This window comes from Sphingomonas sp. PAMC26645 (genome assembly GCF_004795835.1).
In the GTDB taxonomy this organism is placed as follows: Bacteria; Pseudomonadota; Alphaproteobacteria; order Sphingomonadales; family Sphingomonadaceae; genus Sphingomonas.
On record NZ_CP039249.1, the window covers coordinates 4,000,180 to 4,018,910 of the forward strand.

The 18,731-nt window shown below is 61.7% G+C and carries 17 protein-coding genes, 3 pseudogenes and 1 other annotated feature; of the genes and pseudogenes, 13 read left to right on the forward strand and 7 right to left on the reverse strand.

Annotated features, from left to right (window positions below; all coding sequences use genetic code 11):
- Window positions 1-306 precede the first annotated feature (306 nt).
- Window positions 307-447 carry a hypothetical protein gene (locus E5673_RS19810; RefSeq protein ID WP_168711668.1) on the reverse strand — a complete coding sequence of 47 codons (141 nt, stop codon included), beginning with the start codon at window positions 445-447 and terminating at the stop codon, window positions 307-309.
- A 502-nt stretch (window positions 448-949) separates the two neighbouring features.
- Between E5673_RS19810 and E5673_RS18285 the strand changes: the two genes are divergently transcribed.
- From E5673_RS18285 to E5673_RS18300, 5 genes and pseudogenes are all read left to right on the forward strand, one after another.
- Window positions 950-1,360 carry a DUF2946 family protein gene (locus tag E5673_RS18285; RefSeq protein WP_136191098.1) on the forward strand — a complete coding sequence of 137 codons (411 nt, stop codon included), beginning with the start codon at window positions 950-952 and terminating at the stop codon, window positions 1,358-1,360.
- Window positions 1,361-1,440: 80 nt separating this feature from the next.
- Window positions 1,441-3,813, forward strand: coding sequence for a TonB-dependent receptor (locus E5673_RS18290; protein WP_136191099.1), 2,373 nt, complete (start codon window positions 1,441-1,443; stop codon window positions 3,811-3,813).
- Window positions 3,814-3,836: 23 nt separating this feature from the next.
- A pseudogene (locus tag E5673_RS20260) lies at window positions 3,837-4,565 on the forward strand (PepSY domain-containing protein); the annotation flags it as partial.
- A 197-nt stretch (window positions 4,566-4,762) separates the two neighbouring features.
- Window positions 4,763-5,209 (forward strand): PepSY domain-containing protein, encoded by a 447-nt coding sequence (locus E5673_RS20265; protein ID WP_348769873.1) that lies wholly within the window; start codon window positions 4,763-4,765, stop codon window positions 5,207-5,209.
- Between the two features lie 231 nt (window positions 5,210-5,440).
- Window positions 5,441-5,806: a DUF4440 domain-containing protein gene (locus tag E5673_RS18300; protein WP_136191100.1), complete on the forward strand. Its 366-nt coding sequence runs from the start codon at window positions 5,441-5,443 to the stop codon at window positions 5,804-5,806.
- A 99-nt stretch (window positions 5,807-5,905) separates the two neighbouring features.
- On the opposite strand, the gene E5673_RS18305 is transcribed toward E5673_RS18300, so the two are convergent.
- The 5 genes and pseudogenes from E5673_RS18305 to E5673_RS18315 form a co-directional block, all read right to left on the reverse strand.
- Window positions 5,906-6,532 (reverse strand): class I SAM-dependent methyltransferase, encoded by a 627-nt coding sequence (locus E5673_RS18305; protein ID WP_136191101.1) that lies wholly within the window; start codon window positions 6,530-6,532, stop codon window positions 5,906-5,908.
- A 75-nt stretch (window positions 6,533-6,607) separates the two neighbouring features.
- On the reverse strand, window positions 6,608-6,997 hold the full coding sequence (locus E5673_RS20110; RefSeq protein ID WP_247599715.1) for a hypothetical protein: 390 nt from the start codon (window positions 6,995-6,997) through the stop codon (window positions 6,608-6,610).
- A 57-nt stretch (window positions 6,998-7,054) separates the two neighbouring features.
- Window positions 7,055-7,168: pseudogene (locus E5673_RS20115) on the reverse strand (hypothetical protein); the annotation flags it as partial.
- Window positions 7,120-7,584: pseudogene (locus E5673_RS20120) on the reverse strand (SDR family NAD(P)-dependent oxidoreductase); the annotation flags it as partial. The pseudogenes E5673_RS20120 and E5673_RS20115, both read right to left, overlap by 49 nt.
- A gap of 160 nt (window positions 7,585-7,744) precedes the next feature.
- Window positions 7,745-8,044, reverse strand: coding sequence for a hypothetical protein (locus tag E5673_RS18315; protein WP_136191102.1), 300 nt, complete (start codon window positions 8,042-8,044; stop codon window positions 7,745-7,747).
- 233 nt (window positions 8,045-8,277) lie between these two features.
- On the opposite strand from E5673_RS18315, the gene E5673_RS18320 reads away from it, so the two are divergent.
- The 4 genes from E5673_RS18320 (at window position 8,278) to E5673_RS18335 (ending at window position 12,720) form a co-directional block, all read left to right on the forward strand.
- Window positions 8,278-8,598 (forward strand): hypothetical protein, encoded by a 321-nt coding sequence (locus tag E5673_RS18320; RefSeq protein WP_210731773.1) that lies wholly within the window; start codon window positions 8,278-8,280, stop codon window positions 8,596-8,598.
- Between the two features lie 129 nt (window positions 8,599-8,727).
- Window positions 8,728-9,264 (forward strand): hypothetical protein, encoded by a 537-nt coding sequence (locus tag E5673_RS18325; protein WP_136191104.1) that lies wholly within the window; start codon window positions 8,728-8,730, stop codon window positions 9,262-9,264.
- A gap of 702 nt (window positions 9,265-9,966) precedes the next feature.
- Window positions 9,967-10,797 (forward strand): 23S rRNA (adenine(2030)-N(6))-methyltransferase RlmJ, encoded by an 831-nt coding sequence (gene rlmJ, locus E5673_RS18330; protein WP_136191105.1) that lies wholly within the window; start codon window positions 9,967-9,969, stop codon window positions 10,795-10,797.
- A 1,017-nt stretch (window positions 10,798-11,814) separates the two neighbouring features.
- Window positions 11,815-11,928: a sequence feature (AL1L pseudoknot), on the reverse strand.
- 537 nt (window positions 11,929-12,465) lie between these two features.
- A complete protein-coding gene (locus tag E5673_RS18335; protein WP_136191106.1) occupies window positions 12,466-12,720 on the forward strand; it encodes a hypothetical protein in 255 nt (84 codons plus the stop codon).
- Window positions 12,721-13,496: 776 nt separating this feature from the next.
- Here E5673_RS18335 and E5673_RS18340 read toward each other — a convergent pair.
- A complete protein-coding gene (locus E5673_RS18340; RefSeq protein ID WP_247599472.1) occupies window positions 13,497-14,849 on the reverse strand; it encodes an anti-phage deoxyguanosine triphosphatase in 1,353 nt (450 codons plus the stop codon).
- A gap of 417 nt (window positions 14,850-15,266) precedes the next feature.
- Here E5673_RS18340 and E5673_RS18345 point away from each other — a divergent pair, with 417 nt between their 5' ends.
- From E5673_RS18345 to E5673_RS18360, 4 genes are all read left to right on the forward strand, one after another.
- Entirely contained in the window at window positions 15,267-15,821 is a 555-nt protein-coding gene (locus tag E5673_RS18345; RefSeq protein WP_168711669.1) for an alpha/beta hydrolase, read from the forward strand.
- Between the two features lie 415 nt (window positions 15,822-16,236).
- A complete protein-coding gene (locus tag E5673_RS18350; protein ID WP_247599473.1) occupies window positions 16,237-16,977 on the forward strand; it encodes a zinc-binding dehydrogenase in 741 nt (246 codons plus the stop codon).
- Between the two features lie 103 nt (window positions 16,978-17,080).
- Window positions 17,081-17,593, forward strand: coding sequence for a hypothetical protein (locus tag E5673_RS18355; RefSeq protein ID WP_247599474.1), 513 nt, complete (start codon window positions 17,081-17,083; stop codon window positions 17,591-17,593).
- Between the two features lie 25 nt (window positions 17,594-17,618).
- Entirely contained in the window at window positions 17,619-18,725 is a 1,107-nt protein-coding gene (locus E5673_RS18360; RefSeq protein WP_136191109.1) for a hypothetical protein, read from the forward strand.
- Window positions 18,726-18,731: the final 6 nt, after the last annotated feature.

Sequence of the window (18,731 nt, forward strand, 5' to 3'; positions counted from 1 at the left end):
GGATCGATACTCTACTGATCTGCTAGATCTCTCAATACCGTTACCCAGTGATGGTGGATCCTCAACGAACGCGGCCAGCCCCCGATCGCATCGTAAGGTCCCGAATGGCAATATTGCCGGCGCGCTGCCGTCGGATTCGGGCCAGTAGACGGAAGCCGTGTCGTCTGGGCGATGCAGTTGCTCCAGTCGATCGCTATGCCCACGAGCGGTGGAGTTCCGTTCCTTCTCGCCGACCGGATGTCATGAACGGTGTTTGCCAATTCACCATAATAGCGCTCCGCAACTACTCTCCATTGTGAAGCAAAACTACGCCCGCAGATCGAAGTGTTCGTCGTGATCGAACGCCGCGAGGACCGTTTCGAGAGCGAGGCCGATACGCGGCGCAGAGCCAGCAGCGGACAACGCGACGGCGCTGGGCGCGATGACAGCAGTTTTAATTGATTTCACAGGCCGGTTTCCTGAAGGGATACAGCCAGTACCTGCCACATGGCAGCGTTCGCGTCTTGTATCAGCTCAACATATCGTGATTTACCCCAATAGGCAGGAGTTATGTCGAGACGAGACTGGAAGGTTCGGGTCAGGTGGGACTGATTGACAAAGCCTGCTAATTGCGCGACGTCGGCTAGCGACGCGACACATTTTCCCAGCATCGCTACAGCTCACTCTAATCGGTACTAGAGCTTTATGTCACTCGCCCTTGGGATGGGCCTGCTGTCGAGTAGCGCGTCAGAGAGCAGCGATGACCACGAGATGATCGCCCAATCAGGCGCATCGGAAGTGGCAGCTGTTACTGCGCGGCGGCATTGGAGCTGTTGACCGAACCTTTCGCCATGCGCGCATTGCCAACCAGGGTAGCAGAAATGTTCAACGGGAATGACCCCGTACAGGCGTACGCCCGCTCTGGAAGGTCAACCAAGACACCACCGGCTAGCTGCGCTACCTGCCTTCGATGCTCGCGACTCGTCGCCTCTTAGCGCAACGCTATTTTGCCGTGCTTTTGTGCGCGGCAGCGTTGTTACTGAAGCTGCTTGTACCGACCGGGTACATGATCGGCAGCGAGCATGGCCGGATTACGATCGAGCTATGTTCCGGCGTTGCCCCCAACGCCACGACGATGGCCATGTCGGGGACGCACGGCGACATGCCCGATCACGGCAAGTCGCAGGATCACGGCAAGGCTGAAATGCCGTGCGCGTTTGCGGGCCTGTCAGCCGCAACGCTCGGTGCGATCGATCCCGTTCAGCTCGTCGCCCTGATCGCCTTCGTCATGGCGATCGGGCTGTCACCAGCCGTCCAACCGGCGACGGTCCGCCGCGGCTACCTACGGCCTCCGCTTCGCGGTCCCCCGGCCGCCCTTTGACCGACTGATCGTCTGCTCCTTCGAGAGCAACCACGTCCACGGACCGCGCGCTATCGCGAGGGCCGGTCAAAGGCCTATCCATGATCCGAACTCACTTGCTGGCAGGGGCGTGCCTGCCCTGCCTGCTGCTCGCCGTACCAGCGTCCGCTCAGGATGACGCGGCACGCATCACGAAGTCCGACCTAACAGTCACCAATGCGCAGGGCCTCCACGCAGCGCAAACCGGCGACATCATCGTCACGGCGCTGAAACGCCCACAGGCGCTCCAGGACGTGCCGGCAAGCGTCACCATCCTTTCCGCCGACCTGCTTCGCCGCCTCAACGTGCAGGACTTTTCTCGCGTCGCGGACTCCGTGCCGGGCTTGGCCTTCGCGACCACGGGACCCGGCAACTCGCAGTACATCATACGCGGGATCGGCGGGGTCGGGTTCGTCCAGTCGCCGACCACAGGCGTCTACTTCGACGAGACCCCGCTTCAGACCCGCGCACTCCGCGGCTTTTCACAGCCCGACCCGCAGCTGTTCGACGTCGCTCGGGTCGAAGTGCTGCGCGGACCGCAAGGCGTGTTGTTCGGGTCGTCATCGATGGGCGGCCTGGTCCGCATCGTGACCAACCAGCCCGACGCCACCAGGATCGCCGCAATGGGTCAGGCGAGCGTTTCGACCATCACCGATGGCGGCACGAGCTGGGACGCCAAGGCGATGCTCAACCTGCCGATCGTCGCCGACATCCTGGCGATGCGCGTCTCGGGCGGGTTTGTCCGGCAGGGCGGCTGGATCGACGATCTGCGGCCCACCACCGGCGACCTGACCGAGAATGCGGGAACGTCGGCGGTCCGCAAGGACGTCAACTGGACGCGCACCGGCACGGTACGCGCGGCGCTGCGCTGGAACGCGACGCCGACCCTGACGATCACCCCGTCGTTGGTCTGGCAGGACGTCTATAGCAATGCGGACCGTCCCCATAGCGACGTGACCTTCGGCAAGCGCGCGCGGCTAAAGGCGCGGTATGCGGACACGTATGCCAAGGATCGGTTCGTCATCCGCTCGCTGCTGATCGAGAACCGGTTCGATACGCTCGGTGGCTTCACCCTGTCGTCCAATTCGTCCTGGCTCGACCGGCGAAACCGGCTGTCGTTCGACGTCACCGCGTTCGACTCTCCGATCGTCGAGGACATCGTCGGACCGGGTCCAGGCGGCAGGCTATTCCCAACGCCGCTCAAGGATTTCGGCCGCACGAAACAGTTCACGCAGGAGGTGCGCGCGGTGTCCGATGGACCGGGGCGGCTGCAATATGTCTTCGGCGCGCTCTACCGCGACCTTCATCAGGACTCCGGTCGCAGCATCACCGTCGCCGACCTGTTCGGCGTCACCGCACCGCTCCCCCTTGGTGCCAGCAGTCCGGCCGTCATCCAGGACACGACGGCGCGCTTTCGTGAGAGCGAGATCGCGGCGTTCGGCGAGCTGACCTATGCCGTAGTGCCGAAGGTGAAGGTCGCCGCGGGCGCACGCGTGTTTGCCTATCGCCAGCGCGAAGCGAGCCGACGTTACGGGATCGGTGGCGTCGCAGGCGGCGATCTCGCCTACGATTATGACGAGCGCAATCGCGAGAACGGCGTCACACCGCGCTTCACGCTAAGCTATGAGCCGAGCCGTGCCGCGACGCTCTACGCCAGCTACTCGCAGGGATTTCGCACCGGGGGCGTCAATGCGCCTGTGACGGATGATATCTGCTCGGCTGCGGAACGTCGCGCGGCAGGCATTCCCGATGTACCGCCGCCCTACGACAGCGATCGTACCGACAATTACGAGATAGGCGCCAAGACCAGCCTTTGGGGTGGTCGTGTGCGGATCAACGGCGCTGGCTATGCAATCGACTGGAAGGACTATCAGCAGGCGTTCCAGACAGCGTGCGGGATCAATAACGCAACGACCATCTCCTTCACCGTCAACGCCGGCCGCGTTCGTAGCCGTGGCGGCGAGCTTGAAGTTTCCGTGTCGCCGGTCCGGGGGCTCGATCTTCACGCGGGCGGATCGTTCACCGACGCGACCTACCGCAACGACGTGCCCAATCTGCTGCTGCCGGCAGGCTCGCGTGTGCTCGATGTGCCCCGCTGGCTGTGGAATGTGCGCGGCGAGTACGAGACCGCGCTCACGCATGAGCTGACCGGCACGTTGTTCGCCGCGGCGCGTCACGTCGGCGGATCCAACAGCGGGTTCGGCGAAGGCGAGGTGCTGCCGCGTCCGGCCTACACGCTGGTCGACGCCTCCGCCGGGGTGACGATGCGTGGCGGCTTGGGGGTCGACCTGTTCGTCACCAACCTGTTCGACGCCGTGCCGGTCTTCGGTCAGGAGTTCACGACGTCGCCCGGCAACACCACCGCAACCAGCTACTTCGCCTATCTCGTCGGCCCGCCGCGGACTGTTGGGATACGTCTGACCAAGGCATTATGATGGCGGGCATGGACGCTTCAGCGATGAACACGAACCCACCCGCCGGCCATCGGGCACCCGGCGCGCGGTGGTACAACGCGGTATGGCGCTGGCACTTCTATGCAGGGCTGTTCTGCATCCCATTCATTATCTGGTTGTCACTGACGGGCACGATCTATCTTTGGCGACCACAGCTGGAAGCATTGTTGGACCGGCCCTACGACCATCTCCCCGTTGCCGGGCGGACCGTCTCACCCGACGCGCACGTGCGGGCGGCACTGGCTGCGGTCCCAGGATCGTCGCTGCATAAATACGTACTCCCGGAACATCCGGGAAACGCCGTGCGTGTGATCGTCTCCGCTGATGGCGTTGATCACCGCGTCTATGTCGATCCGCACTCGCTTGCGGTGCTGAAGGTCATCGGCGAGGAAGACCGGCCGCTCAACGTGGTATCGCGCCTTCACGGCGAATTGCTCGCGGGGGTGTGGGGCAGCTACCTCGTCGAGATCGCCGCGTGCTGGGCGATCGTCATGCTCCTGACCGGGCTTTATCTATGGTGGCCGCGCAACAGGAAGGGCCTCGCGGGTGTCCTCTACCCTCGCCTGGGGGGCGGACGACGCTTGTTCTGGCGTGATATCCACGCGACTGCCGGCATCTGGGTTTCGGTGTTCGCGCTCGGGCTGATCCTCACTGGCCTTCCTTGGGCAAATGCCTGGGGCAGCTATCTGGGGGAGGTCCGCACGCTCACCGGCACGACGCAGGGTCCCGTCGACTGGACGATCGGCGGCAAGGCGCCGACGGCGAAAGCGGACGCGATGCTTGGGGCTCACGCCGGGCATGACGGCATGATCATGGCTGCCCCGCCGATCCGGCCCGCTGAGCTTGGGCGCGTGATTGCTACGGTCCGGCCGTTGCGGATTGCACCGCCTGTGCTGCTGTCTCCCCCGCGCATGAAGGCGGGCCGTGGACGGTGTCATCGGACGCAGCCGATCGCCCACTGCGATCGGACGCGCAGGTCGATGGTGCGACAGGCCGCCTTGTCGGCCGTGTCGCGTTCGCCGACCGCCATTGGATCGACCGGGTCATCGGCTACGGCATCGCGGCGCACGAGGGCGCATTGTTCGGCATCACCAATCAGATTCTCGGAACGCTAACCGCGCTGCTGCTGACCGTCCTCGCCGTTTCGGGCGGAGTCATGTGGTGGCGGAGGCGACCGACGGGTTTGCTGGGCGCACCATTGCCGCAGAACCGTCCGCGCTTTCGGATCGGGTTGGTAGCAGCGATCGTCGGGCTTGGGGTCTACATGCCGCTGTTCGGCACGACACTCGTGATCGTCCTCGTAGTAGAATGGGTTGTCCTGCGCCGCATTCCCATGACGCGACGCTGGCTGGGGCTGGGACGAGCAGCTTCTTGCTGAAGGGGATGCTGGAACAGTAGGTGTGATCGCACGGCGCCGGTCGCTATCCACCTGACGAGCCGTTCGCCCCTGTGCCTCGACCGTATTTGACAGTGTCATGCTCCAACGCAAGGCAGCCCATACATCACGGGCGTTTTTAGCCTGACACGCCGACGGATATCGACGCGATGGCGCCGAGACGTCGGAACCCTCCCCCATCCTCCCGCGCTTGAGCCATGAAGGAGAGACGGCATGGACGACCAGCGCGTGTGGGAATTCGAAGGCAGCCTATGGGATGCCAGCGACGAGCATTACCAGGACCGGATCGACGAGGAGATCGTCATGGTCTTGCCCCGGCCACCTTATGTCTTCCAGGGGCAGGAAGCGAAGGATGCGGTCAAGGCTACGCCCGATTGGGATACAGTTGAGCTATCGGATCGACGAGTGTCACGACCTCAAGAGGGCCTGATCGTCGTTGCGTACACCGCGCGATGCGCGAGCGGCGACGAAAAGTACGAGGCACTTTGCACCTCGACTTTGCGGATGCGGGGAAACGACGATTGGCTGGTCGTCCAACATCAGCAGACGCCACCCTTGACCGCCAGCGTCGAGGCCTGACCGCTGGGTTGCCGTTGCGCCCGATACATCCCTGTAACAGGCGCAACGGTACTAAACCGGGAAGTCAGCGCCCCCATTGCTGGTGTGATCCCAACAGCCTCAACTGCGACCGGTTATCGCGACCAATGGATCGCCCAGGCGACCGTCTGCAAGTAGGGAAGCCGTGGCATCGCGGAACCCTGCTGTCTCCAGATAGAGGCGGACAAGCGATGCGTGGCCCTGCGTATCAAGAGCACGCCAGACCGCCACGGCCTTGGTCGGGAAGCAGCGGTTCGAGAAGCTTATGATGACGCGGCCTTCCGGCTTAAGCACACGACGAACCTCGCGCAGTACCGCCAGGGGGTGTTGCAGATATTGAACCCCGACACAGATCAGTACGGCATCGTAGCGCGCGTCCTCTTCGGACAACTCAGGCACATCGTTAAGGTCTTGGACGAACCAGCGATCGAGGCGCGGGTTGGCCGCGAGTTCCTCTGCGTTCATGCCGTGGCCGACGACCTCGCCATAGGCGACGCCGTCCGGCAGGTGGCTCACCCAACTCGACATGAGGTCGAGCACCCGCCCGCTAGCGGGGATCGCATCGCGGTACAGGCTGGTCAGTGCACCTACTGCTGCCTCGTCGATGTGCGTGACTAAACGCGGGGGCGCGTAGAAGCCCAGGTCGTCGCCATCATCCTGTCGGTCGAAGGCCTGCGCCGGCAGTCCCAACTCGATCGCTTCGGTCACGCGGTGAACCCCTCCAATGCAAAGCCGCCAGTATCCGCGACCACAGCGTCACCACAAGATAGCGGTTGTCCTCAATCACCGGCGGCGGCCGAGCCAGACACCGACCCCCGCAAGGCCCAGAACCGCCATGCCGCCAGCCGCGGCTGCCACCTTGCGCCCCCGGTGTGGATCGCGCCGGCCACCATCTGGGCCGGCAGGGACGCCAGGTTCGAACAACACCCCATCGCTGTCGTCGCCGTTGGGCGCGCGGGCCGACCAGGTGTCGAGGAAGCCACTCATGATCGCCGCCAGCAGGTTCGGCGCCGCGAACTCGCCGAGTTTGAATGCAATTGCCGGCGCGCCGACCGCGGTAAGGTTACGAGGGTGCGTGGCAAGCCGCACGACTGCCTTCGCCACCGTCTCCGGTGCGAGCGAACCGGGGGGAAGCGAAAGCCGGGCACCGGTATAGTTGCCAGCATGGTCCACGCCGGGCGTATCGACGAAGGTTGGGCAGACGTCGCATATGTGAATGTACGGGCGCTTCGATACCTCACCGCGCAACGCGGAACTGAATCCGCGCAACCCGAACTTGCTCGCCGAATAGGCCCGGCATAAGGCGTAGCGACAAAACCGCCGGCTGAGATCATGTGTACCCAAGTGCCGTGATCCTGCGCGAGGAAGATCGGCAGTACGGCATGGACGTCGTTCATGTGGGCGACGAGGTTCACATCGACGACACGGGCATGATCCGCGATCGGGACGTCTTCGTACCGGCCAAGCACGCCAATGCCTTCGCAGCTGAACCACAGGTCAATGCCGCCGAGCAGATTGCGCGCCTCGGCAGCGAACACGGCCACTGCGCCTGCATCGGTGCAGTCGACTGGACGGACGATCGCGCTGCCGCCAGCTTCGACGCAGCGCTGCGCGACGTCGTCCAGCCCGTCCTTGCCACGAGACCCCAGGACAAGCCGCGCTCCCGCTTTGGCGAAAGCCACCGCCGTTGCCGCGCCGATACCGCTTGATGCACCGGTTATCACGACACGCCGCCCGGCCAGGTTACGATCAGCGCTCATCGGATGATCCTCAAGGCGGCGGCCTTTACACCTTCGGGAAGACAACGCGGCCGCGTTAGACGAACTGTCTTATCATCATGCATAAACACTAAACGTCCCGAAGGCGCTGGGGTGTCCACCCAACCCCGCGCGATGTTCCTTGAAAGTAATCCCAGGTTGATCAGTTCGGATTGGTATGCGGTTCCTTGGGGCCATCGTTCAAAGACCTGAGCTGGGCTTCGCGAGTTGGGTTTCCACTCCCGCGGTACGGAACCGGGATATCGATAGGGCTGTTCGGCGTCGCACCACCGCTAAGTTTCCCCGATCCGTTCAAGCCACCCGCGGCATCGGCACCGCCTAGCCCCTCGCCGCCCGGCGTTTTGGTCATCTGCGCATCGTCTAAAACGGTCGCAGCGCTCTCCGTGTCGTTCGGCTCCGGCTTCACGTCGTCAGCCACAATGTTCGGCTGTTCGGTCGCCATGTCGATCTCCTTTGCTCGCTCTAAAACCTTTCAAGCGGAGCTAGTTTCCCATCAATTCAACGAATCAAATGCTCGTTGCTAGAACACGGGAGCCCCGAGAATACCGTCTCGGCCCGCCCCCCGATGGCCAATTCGTCCAGCATCACCCGGGAGGACAAGAGGCAAATTCCGCCGCTCCGCCCTCAAGGATATGTTCCAAAATCTACGCGTTTGAACATCGACACAGGGAGAGCATGATGCCCGATACGTTCAAACCAACTGCGAAGATCGCCGCCAATGCGAAGAAGGGGCTAAAGTTACGCGACGATTTCGGACGAGGCGGTACGGACGTCGGGGTTCGTCGTGCCGAGCAATTGGCAGCGCAGGACGACGTGACCACCGAGGATGTGAAGTCGATGCACAGCTACTTCGCTCGTCACGAGGTCGATAAAGACGGCAAAACGCATGAGTGGGGATCGGACACTGATCCGTCCGCGGGCTACATCGCTTGGCTTCTCTGGGGAGGCGATGAGGGCAAGGAATGGGCAGATCGACACGTCGAGAAGCTCGACTAGAAGGCTGTCGGAGCGGAAGATCGCGATCACGATCGTTATCAATAAAGATCGACCACCACTTTTACCGCGGAGGGCCGGCAGCATGCCGTTAGCGCTCCCCGTCCCCTGAAATCGATCGGCGCCTGTCAGATGTACGTTCTTATTTTTGCCGCGGCCGCAGCGCTAGTGCAATCGCCGGTTGCTGCATCCGTGGTGAAGCCAGGCACGATATCGATCGTGGCTGCTGATCGTCCGACCACGTCTCCCGCTATCACGAAAACGTTCACGGACGCCGTGCAGCGAACCCTCCTTCGAACGGCTTTCCTGCCCCTGCCCGACGCAGACCACAGCCTTTACGTCGCCAAGGTCGAGGTATCGCAGACCCAGCGCGGCGTCGTCCGGTCCGGCACCGACCGGTCGGATCGACCGGGCATGGCGGCCGGGCTCGGAGGCCTGTCGCTGACTTTGCCCTCGGGCAAGGATCAGTTGCATGGCCTGATCGTCACCCGTCTCGAGGTGACCGTGTCGCTGCGCCGTGACAATCACGTTGTCTGGACGGGACAGGCGACCACAGTACGCGCAAGCGGGACGCGAACAGGCGAACCCTCGGCTGTTGCCGCAGTTCTGTCCGATGCCCTCCTGAGATGGTTTCCCCGGCAGCTGCCCGGACCGCTGTCTGTGCCATAAGGTTGACTGGCAAAGCGGTCGTCAGACCCTGATCTTCGACAACACGCGCACCGTGACATTGCCGCGCCTGTCAAGCTTCCGCCCGTAGAGCAATGCCATCGACGACGACGATCAACGGAGTGGTTGGACAATCCCACGTCATCCTCACCGGCGCAACAAGTCCGGCATAAGCCCTACGCGCAACGAGTGATTCAAAAGTGCCCTTACCGCCTTTGGCTTGGTGATCAGTATCTTTGCCAGCCCCTGACCAAAACTTTAGCACCACCCGAAAATGGACCCCGTTGACGTCCTGTCGGCCAAGCGAAGCCGTCCCAATGGTGTAGGCGGTGTGCGCGGGGTCGGGCATCTTCCCCTTGAACGTCTCTTGCCAATAGCGCGCGTACCCTGCAATCGCGTCATAAGGCATCGGAGGAAATGATTCGCGCAGCCGACCTCTAGCGCCCCCGCCACGGCGGAAGACGGGCCCCTTGGTGATCGCGCTCACCACCCGCGGAGCCCGATGCGGCTCAGTGGATTAGCGGACAGTGATCCCTAAGCCCCCTGCCCTTTCGTTAACGCGGGCGTGAAGCCTTGCGCAAAAGTGCGTTGAAGGTTTTCGCGCGGCTTTATACTAGCACCGGATCAGCTACTTTGGTCGCCTCGCGCTCGGCAACCGCACCTAGCAACACGCGTAAAGGTAAATCGTCAGGATTTTGGGCCGCAATGAATTATCGTCATTCCTTCCATGCCGGCAACAGCGCCGATGTGGTGAAGCACAGCCTACTGATCGCGCTCGTCCGGGCCTTGCAACAAAAAGAGGGCGCGCTGACCCTGATCGACACTCATGCCGGCTGCGGTCTGTATGACCTTGGCGGCGAGGATGCCCGGCGCACCGGCGAGGCCATGCAGGGCGTGCTGCGGGCCTTTGCCGACCCGAACCCCTTGCTGAACGACTACCGCGCCGCCGTGCAGGCGGTGAATGTCGGGGCCGAGCCGCATCTGTACCCCGGATCCCCGCGGATACTGGCGCAGCTTCTGCGGCCGCAGGACTTCCTGATCCTGAACGAAAAGCATCCCGAGGACGCCTATACCCTGCGCGGCGTGATGCGCGACACACCCGCTGCCGTGCATGAGCGCGACGCCTACGAGCTTTGGCTGGCAATGCTGCCGCCCCGAACCGCGCGCGGCGTGGTGGTGGTCGACCCGCCGTACGAGCAGACCGATGAACGCGCCCGTATCACAGCCACCCTTGCGGCTGCCTCTCGCAAATGGGCGCATGGCGTGACGGTGATCTGGTATCCGCTGAAAGACCGCGCCACGCATTGGCAGTGGAAGGAAGAGTTACGAAAGCTCGGTATCCCGAAATTGCTGGGGGTGGAGCATTGGTTGTACGATGGCGATCAGCCCGGCATCTATAACGGCGCAGGCCTTTATATCGTCAACCCGCCCTACGCTTTCGTGCAGGCGCTGCCGCCTTTGCTGGAAATCCTGCGCACTGTATTGGCGCCGGAGGGGCACGGGGGCGAGATCACAACCGAGTGGTTGCGCGATTAAGGGTAACCCGTCGCCACCCCATTCTTTCAAAGGGGGTATCACCACACCGCAGACTTCAAATTGATATCTCGCGAGATCCGCTCGATGTTGGCTGGCTATCGCGGCCTGCGCTTCGCGTTTCCTAAGAGTGCTGGTAGGTCTGCTTTCTCTAGAAAAATATCGATTGGCGAAGACGCTATGAGCAGTAACTAAAGTAGTTTTTACTGTCCTCGAAAGCCGCGGCCGCTTGTAGACGCGTAGTCTGACATGAACAACCTAAAGTCATTAGACGCGAAATCGCGGCTTGAACAGCCGCCGGGTCTGGCAAAGGCATTGGCTTTGTGGGTCACGCTGCCATATTAATGTTGTCTGCTACACTATAATATTGGCGTTTGGCTTCGGCAGGCAGGGTGTTGCCGACCGCGCCGACTGACGGCTTAATCTCGGCTGTGGCGGTCCACTCGACGTACGTGATCGACGCGTATCGCGAGCCGCAGTCGCTGTGGTGAAAGATGCCGCCGCGTGGGACCGGCCCGCGGCCGTGAAGGGCTTGCCCGATCGCGTTTGGGACGAATGCGAAATGTTGTTCCGTTGGCACGCCACCCGACGCCCCGGCGGGCGTGGTTGTCGATGACGAAGCCTGTCCTGAACCTGTCGAAGAGTCGACGTAGACGAACCTGCCCCAGTCACAACGTAGGTGGAGTCCGACACCCACTGCATGTTCGGCGCTGGGGCGTAGAACTGCCGGTTGACGGGATCGCGCGGGCACGGCGCCGCTTTATCGCTGATGGTCGTGCGCACCGGCTTGACGCGAATTACCTGTGCCAAGCCGATCTCGCGCATCAGCGTTTCCATAGTACAACGAGAGATTGCGCAGCCCTCCCCCATCATCTGCCGGCCGACCTTATGTGCACCTTAGGCCGGCTAGTTCTCTGCGAACATACGGGCTATCTCAGGCTTAACGGCCACATCCTGCCGCGCCGGCGCCGGTAGGCGCGTCAAATTCTGTCGCTGCGCGACGCGCTCATGATATGTGAATGGGGCGATCAGCAAGATGCGGCAGATCGGCGCGACCCCGTGGACACTAGTTATCGTCAATGATCGTGATCATCGCCAGAACGGGTAGTCGAGTTACACCTTAGCAAATACGCGAATGCCCCTCAGGCAGGCAGGACAGGCTTACGCAGTATATCGTTGGCCTGCCGCCGTTCGCGGACCTCGCGCTCTAGCATCTTCGCCTCGTCAGCGACCTCGGTTGAAACATCGGCGTGCCTACCGTTGTTCACCTCTGCCTTCTTGACCTATTCACGCTTAGTTTGCGGAACAGCGCAGCCTCGCGCCAGCCCAAGGTCTACCCAGCGCTGAGCGGGCGACATCGCTTGAGGCGACGAAGGTAGTTTCATTTTTCTGCCGTAACGATCAAACATGAGGCTTGTGTTACGGAAAATGACTCAGCCCGTAGGATTGGACAGGTGAGGACTGCATGGCGCCTTTGTCTTGGTCAGTGGGATGAACGGTTCCCGAATAGGTCGCAGAAACCTTTTAAACGGGTAATCCCTCTCGTGATCGAAAACCGCGCGTCATGACGCTCAGTTTCAGGAGTTGGGGTTCCGACAAACCCGGGGTGGGTCAATCCGCTGGCTCTAAGCTGCATCCGAACCTGAGCCGTTTGCATTCTAAGAAGGCGGGATGGGTTATCGCGGCGTTCGAGAGCAACGCGGTAAAACGCAGGCGTTCGAACGGTTGCGCGCGCTCATCGAGGCGGTGGTGCTGACGCCGGAAGACGGCAATCTAGCCATCGACCTGCGCGGCGAGTTGGCATCGATGCTGACGCTATGCGCTGGAGCAAAAACGCAAAAAGCCTCCGCGGCGGTGACCGAGGAGGTGTTGCAAATCAAGTTGGTTGCGGGGACAGGATTTGAACCTGCGACCTTCAGGTTATGAGTACGTGTTGCTAATGTTTAGACAACTGAGAAAGATGCTAAATATATTTTTTTGACCAGCAATGTGCTAGGGATTGTGCTAATTTGTCCAACCCCTTTTCCGTTCTCATCCTTTGGCCCCTGCTATCGGGGAGGACAGGCCGTTTGGCTTCCGGCGCGCACCCGACTTGATACCGTTCCTTTAGCCCTGAATGTAACAGCCCAATCTACAGAACCGGCTAACAACCTTGCCGCGCCTTTTGACGTTCTCAAACGAATCCAGTCTATTTCCGTCATGGCCGACGCAAGACTGAACCATGCCCCCAAACTGCCAGAAATTGGCTGTTCGCGCACGAAGGCCAGCGCAAACGAGTGTCCACCATTTGCCTGTCAGCAGTCGACGATTGCGTGAGTGTCCATGACATCGGCATGGTAGGTCTCGACTGGCACCCAATGAATCAGATCGCTGTGGCAACCGCGGCTTGCATCCAGATGGAGCAGCAGCAGGTTACTGCGTTCCGCTTGACTATTGCAGGCATTGATCAAGACGCGACTGTTGACATACTGCTTTGCGGACGAACCACTTCAGGGCCTATCAACTGACCACGTAATTTTAAGCCGGAAGCCGAGCCAAACTATAAAAGCGGTGACAGATGTTACTACCACTTCGCGAGCGGTCGTAATACAAGTTGCGTCCGGTCTGGCTGACATTTTTCGCAGAAGATCACTATTAGATGCAGTACAGTTTCTACCCTACTTGAATGACTCGAATGCGGTTGGGTTCGGAGTTAAACCGGATCACACCCGATCAAATACCGAACCCATCCGCGGTGCAAAAAGCCGCTCGTAGGTCCGGAGCAAGTAGACGTCGGTCATCCCCGCGATGTGGTCGCAGATCACCCGTTCCGGCGTATCACTCTGTTCCCAACGTAGGAATGTGTCGCGAGGGAGGAACGATCGCGGCTCGGAAGAGAAAGCTTCAAACACGGAGACGATCATCGTCTGCCCTTTGAACTCCAGCTGCTGGACGGAGGGACTAAGGATCACGATCTCACGCACAGCCTCCTTCAGTGCATCGAGAAGCTCCGCAGGACCATCAGCCATCACCGCCCGATAGCGGATCAACGGTTCATCGAGTTCGTTCACCTCGACGATCCTGCAGTTCGTGATCAGGTGATGAACCATCCGGCCGATGAACCGCTTCCGACGACCGCCCTCGCCGAACAACGCCGATACAAAGCCACCATAGACGTCGTTGGCGAATTCCGACGGATAACGCTCCTTTAAGTGATCCAGAAAGCTTCCGCTACGATGCTCGGGAACGTATCGGCGAAAGTCGCTCTCGTTGATCAACCCGAGTGCAAGGGCGTCTTCGAGGTCGTGTACGCCGAACGCGATGTCGTCGGCGACGTCCATGATGCTGCAGTCGAACGACTTGTGGCGCGTCTTCCCGTGCTTCCCCGCGATTGAAGATACGGACGTGAAGGTCGATCGATCCGCATCGCTGAGCGGGGCGAGCACCCAATCGACGACCTCCTGTTCGCTGTCGAGGTAACATTTCGGAGGCTTCGACGTCGCGCGCTCGATGATCCGCAGCGTCTTCGGTGCAGGGTCGAGGCGCGATACAATGTCCCCGTTTACAACCGCCGAATACGGCGCAGGGTATTTGAGAAGGCTCAGCATCGTGCGTCGCGTTAGGTTCGCGCCCGCGGAATTGGAAAACTTTTCCAGCCGGGAAACGATCCGAAGCGTCTGCCCGTTGCCTTCGAACCCTCCGTGATCGCGCATGCAGTAGTTGAGGGCGACCTCTCCGCCATGCCCAAACGGAGGATGGCCGAGGTCATGCGTCGCGCCCGCTGCCTGGATCATGCTGAGATCGGGCAGATACGGCAGAACCGGATGCTCCGGCGGCAACATCGCGAACTGCCGGGCTATTCCGCCGGCGATCTGCGCGACTTCGAGACTGTGTGTCAGCCGGGTCCGGTAGAAGTCGCTGTCGCCAAGATTCAGGATCTGCGTCTTGCCCTGCAGTCTTCGAAACGAGGCGGAATGAATGATCCGCGCGTAGTCGACGTCCGCCTCGAGACGAGCGTCTTCAGCTTGAGGCGCCCAGCCCTCCCGGCGTGCGTACCACAGCTTCATCATCGTCATATCTCGCTCCGGATGGGTTCGAGTGTCTGGCCGGGATCGAACGATGCCGGGATCAGCGTGGCAGCTCGGAAACGTGGATGGCCCCCGCCCCCTGCCAGACTTCGGGCAACCCGGCCGCCCTTATGATGCCCTGGCCCTGTCGGCCAAGCACTACCGAACAGAGGGAAAGCGCAGTGCCGACCAGGGACACGATAGCGCACAACGCTCCGGCATCCCGCCACACGAGTGAAGCAGAATTCTCGTAGCATCCTTCGTATGAACCTATGTCCGCCAGCAGCTGGATCGTCGTGCCGGACGTAGCGCCGCACAAGCGCCGGACGCTTGCCGCGTATTTCAGAAGCCGCATTGCGCCGCTGACCCGAAGAAGGCAGCTTACGTGATTGCAGAAAAGGAGACCGGATTGTGTCTGTTGCTGTCTTGGAAAGCCATCGGCTGACGCTCATCGCGCTCGTCCCCGACAAGGCCGTCTCCATATTCGAGCGGTTCCGGGAGTTTCCGAAGTTTGGCGACGCGCAGCATATCGCAGTGCGCAGCCGTACCGCTGCTGAGCGAACGGCGCTGGCGGCGCGGATCGATGCCGCCGTATCGGCATCCGATCGCGCCGTCATGCTCCTGGCGCAGGGCAGTGCCTGCGCGGCAGCCGCATGGTGGGCCCGACTGTCGCCGAAAGCCTATACCGCGAACGTTGCCGGTGCCTTGTTGGTCGCCCCCGAAGGCACGAGCTTGGACCAACGTAACTTCGCGGCGCCAAAAATCGGCCTGCCCTTCCCATCGATCGTCGTCGGCGCCGATGACGAAGCGCAGCGCCTGGGCGTGGAATGGGGCAGTCGCCTCATCGATGGCCCACTCCTGAACACAGCGACGGCGCCGACCAACCGCCTGCGCGCCATCATCGAACGCTTCACTTCGGCTGTCGTCGAGCGCGACGTCGTTGCCGCGTATCGCATCATCCAGGCGATCGGAGACGCCTAGCTGCATGCCGGCCGTTACGTGAGACCCGCCGTGCGTCGGGTATGCGAGCGCCCTGTTGTAGATCGACCCACAAGACGACATTCAGCGGTCGTTGCGCGCTCCCAACTTCAGACATCCGTTCATGTCCGCGCGACGCCTGGACGAGCCGGCGTAGAATGACAAGAAGTGGGACGAAGCGGTCGTTCCCATCGGGCTCGCCGAATGTCGGCTTCTGACAAGATTCGACATTCGTGCGTTCGGCTACCTCGAGCATGGAGCGAGCAGGCTGGCCGATAGCTGAAGGTCGGCTCTCAAGTCCGACGCGCAAAACAGCCGCTATCCAGCAATAGAAGTCAACAGCGCGCATGCTGGCAGACGCGATAGCTACACGCACCTGACGGGCGGATATCCTGGCGGACAGGCAGAGTATCTGCGTGTGCCGTTCGCCGACACCACCCACGTCAAGGTGCCAGAGGGTATCGACGACGAGAAGCTTCTGTTCCTTTCAGACATCCTGCCGACCGGCTGGCAGGCCGCGGTGCAGGCGGACATCCAGCCGACCGATACAGTTGCCATTTGGGGCTGCGGACCGGTCGGGCAGATGACGATCCGGTCGGCAATTCTGCTGGGCGCCGAGCAGGTAATCGCAATCGATCATCTGCCGGAGCGGCTGTCCATGGCTGCTGCTGCGGGTGCCATTACCATCAATTTCGACGAGGAAAATGTCGTCGAGCGGCTGAACGAACTGACCGGCGGCAAAGGACCGCACAAATGCATCGATGCGGTCGGCACCGAAAGTCACGTGAGCTTCGGCCAGCCCGACACCATCCTCGACCGGGCCAAACAGATGGTGATGGCCGAGAGTGATCGTCCGCACGTGCTGCGCGAGATGATCTATGTCTGCCGGCCCGCTGGCGTCATCTCGATCATTGGCGTCTATCTTGGTCTGGTGGACAAGATCCCGATGGGTCAGGCGATGAACAAGGGGCTGACCTTCCGCATGGCGCAGGCGCACGTCCCCCGCTGGACGGGAGACCTCCTGCGCCGGATCGAGGACGGGCAGATCGATCCTTCCTTCGTAATCACCCACAAGGTCGATCTATCGCAAGGCCCTGAGATGTATCGCACGTTCCGCGACAAGGCGGACGACTGCATCAAGGTCATGCTCCGCCCGTAAACGGCCAAGCTCCTGAAGAGGTGTCACCATGTCACTCACCAATCTCACGCATATTGCCCGTTCCGAGGGTGATCCCAGGATCAAGCGCAAAGGCCCCAGCTCCATGAGCGGAGCCGACCGGCTGGCGCGGGCACTCGGCTGGTTCTCGATCGGGCTCGGCCTTGCCGAACTCGTTGCCCCAGGTCGGATCGCCCGCTCGCTCGGGATCGACGACAAGCAAGGACTGATCCGCGCGTACGGCGCTCGCGAATTGGCAAGCGCGGTGCCCACGCTATCGATCGACAAATCAATCGGCCTTGCAGCGCGGATCGCCGGTGACGTGCTTGATCTCGGGACGCTTGCGAAAGCGTTGAAGCGTGACAACCCGCAGCGTCGCAATGCCGCGATCGCGACCGCACTCGTTGTTGGTATTACGGCGTTGGATATCGTGGCCTTTTCAAAAGTGAGGTCGTCACACCGACGCGAACCCGGGACAGAGCGCGATTATTCGGATCGCAGCGGCCTGCCCCGCGGCCCGCAGGCCTCTCGCGGTCTGGCGCGGCACGACTTCCAGACGCCTGACGATTACCGAGCAGACGGAACGGTCGCCGAGGCTCTGCCGATGCTGGTCGCCTAGATCTGGACGAACCGAGGGCTTGGCCATGACGTTCGAACAGATGGGCGGTGCGGCGTTGATGGCGCTGTTCCTGGCCGACATCTTCCTCACGGTCCTCTACGCGCGCGCTGGCACTGGACTGCTCGCACCGCACTGGAACCGGTGTGTCTGGCTGATGGTCAGCGGGGTCGCCAAAATGGCTGGCAGGTACCGATCCGCGGTGCTGTCGTTCGCCGGCCCCCTGATCGTCATCGCACTGATCGCATTCTGGGCACTTGGCCTGACCCTGGCAGCAGCCTTCATCGTCCGCCCGGAACTCGGCACTACGATCCGCCCAAGCAGTGGCGAGACTCCTACCGATCTCGTCACCGCGTTGCTCGTCGCCGGGAACAGCCTGTCGATCGTTGGTGGCGGCGACTACGCGCCGCATAGCTCCGGCACTCGTTTACTGTTTCTGATCAATTCATTTATCGGCGCATCGGTCTTGTCGTTGGTGCTGAGCTATCTCGTGCAGGTCTATTCCGCGCTGCACGAGCGCAATGCGCTTGCGCTGACCATAGACCTGATGACGGGTGAGACAGGTGACGCGGCCAAGATGCTGACGCGGCTTAGTCAGGGCGGGGATTTCAGCGACGCTACCAGCACGCTCGACAACCTTGTGCGACCGCTCGCCATGATCAAGGAAGCGCACCACTTCTATCCGCTGCTGTTTTACTTCCGCTTCAACGATCCACGCTACGCGGTCACCCGGTTCGTTTTTATACTCCTCGACCTCGCAACACTGATCGAGACCGGGCTCGATCCGAAACGGCACCGCGCCTTCGTATGCTCATCCCCGGTGGACGCCTTGCATCGCTGTGCTGCGCTCCTGCTCGAGACATTGGATCAGCATCTCGCTGCAGAAAACAGGGCAACGGCAGTAACGGAAACCCGCCCGTACGAGGAACGCTACGAAACCGCTGCGGCGACACTCAGGGCTGCGGGCATCGAACCGCTCCTGAACCACCGTAGTTACGCTGATCGCCGGGGCGAGTGGCAACCAAGTCTCGCCCGGGTCGGACAGGCGCTGGGTTACACTGTGGAGGAAAGTGACTGCCGCCAAAGGGTGGCGAGGACCACCACCCAACGCAGGGCGACGAGACACATCGTGTAAGCAGGA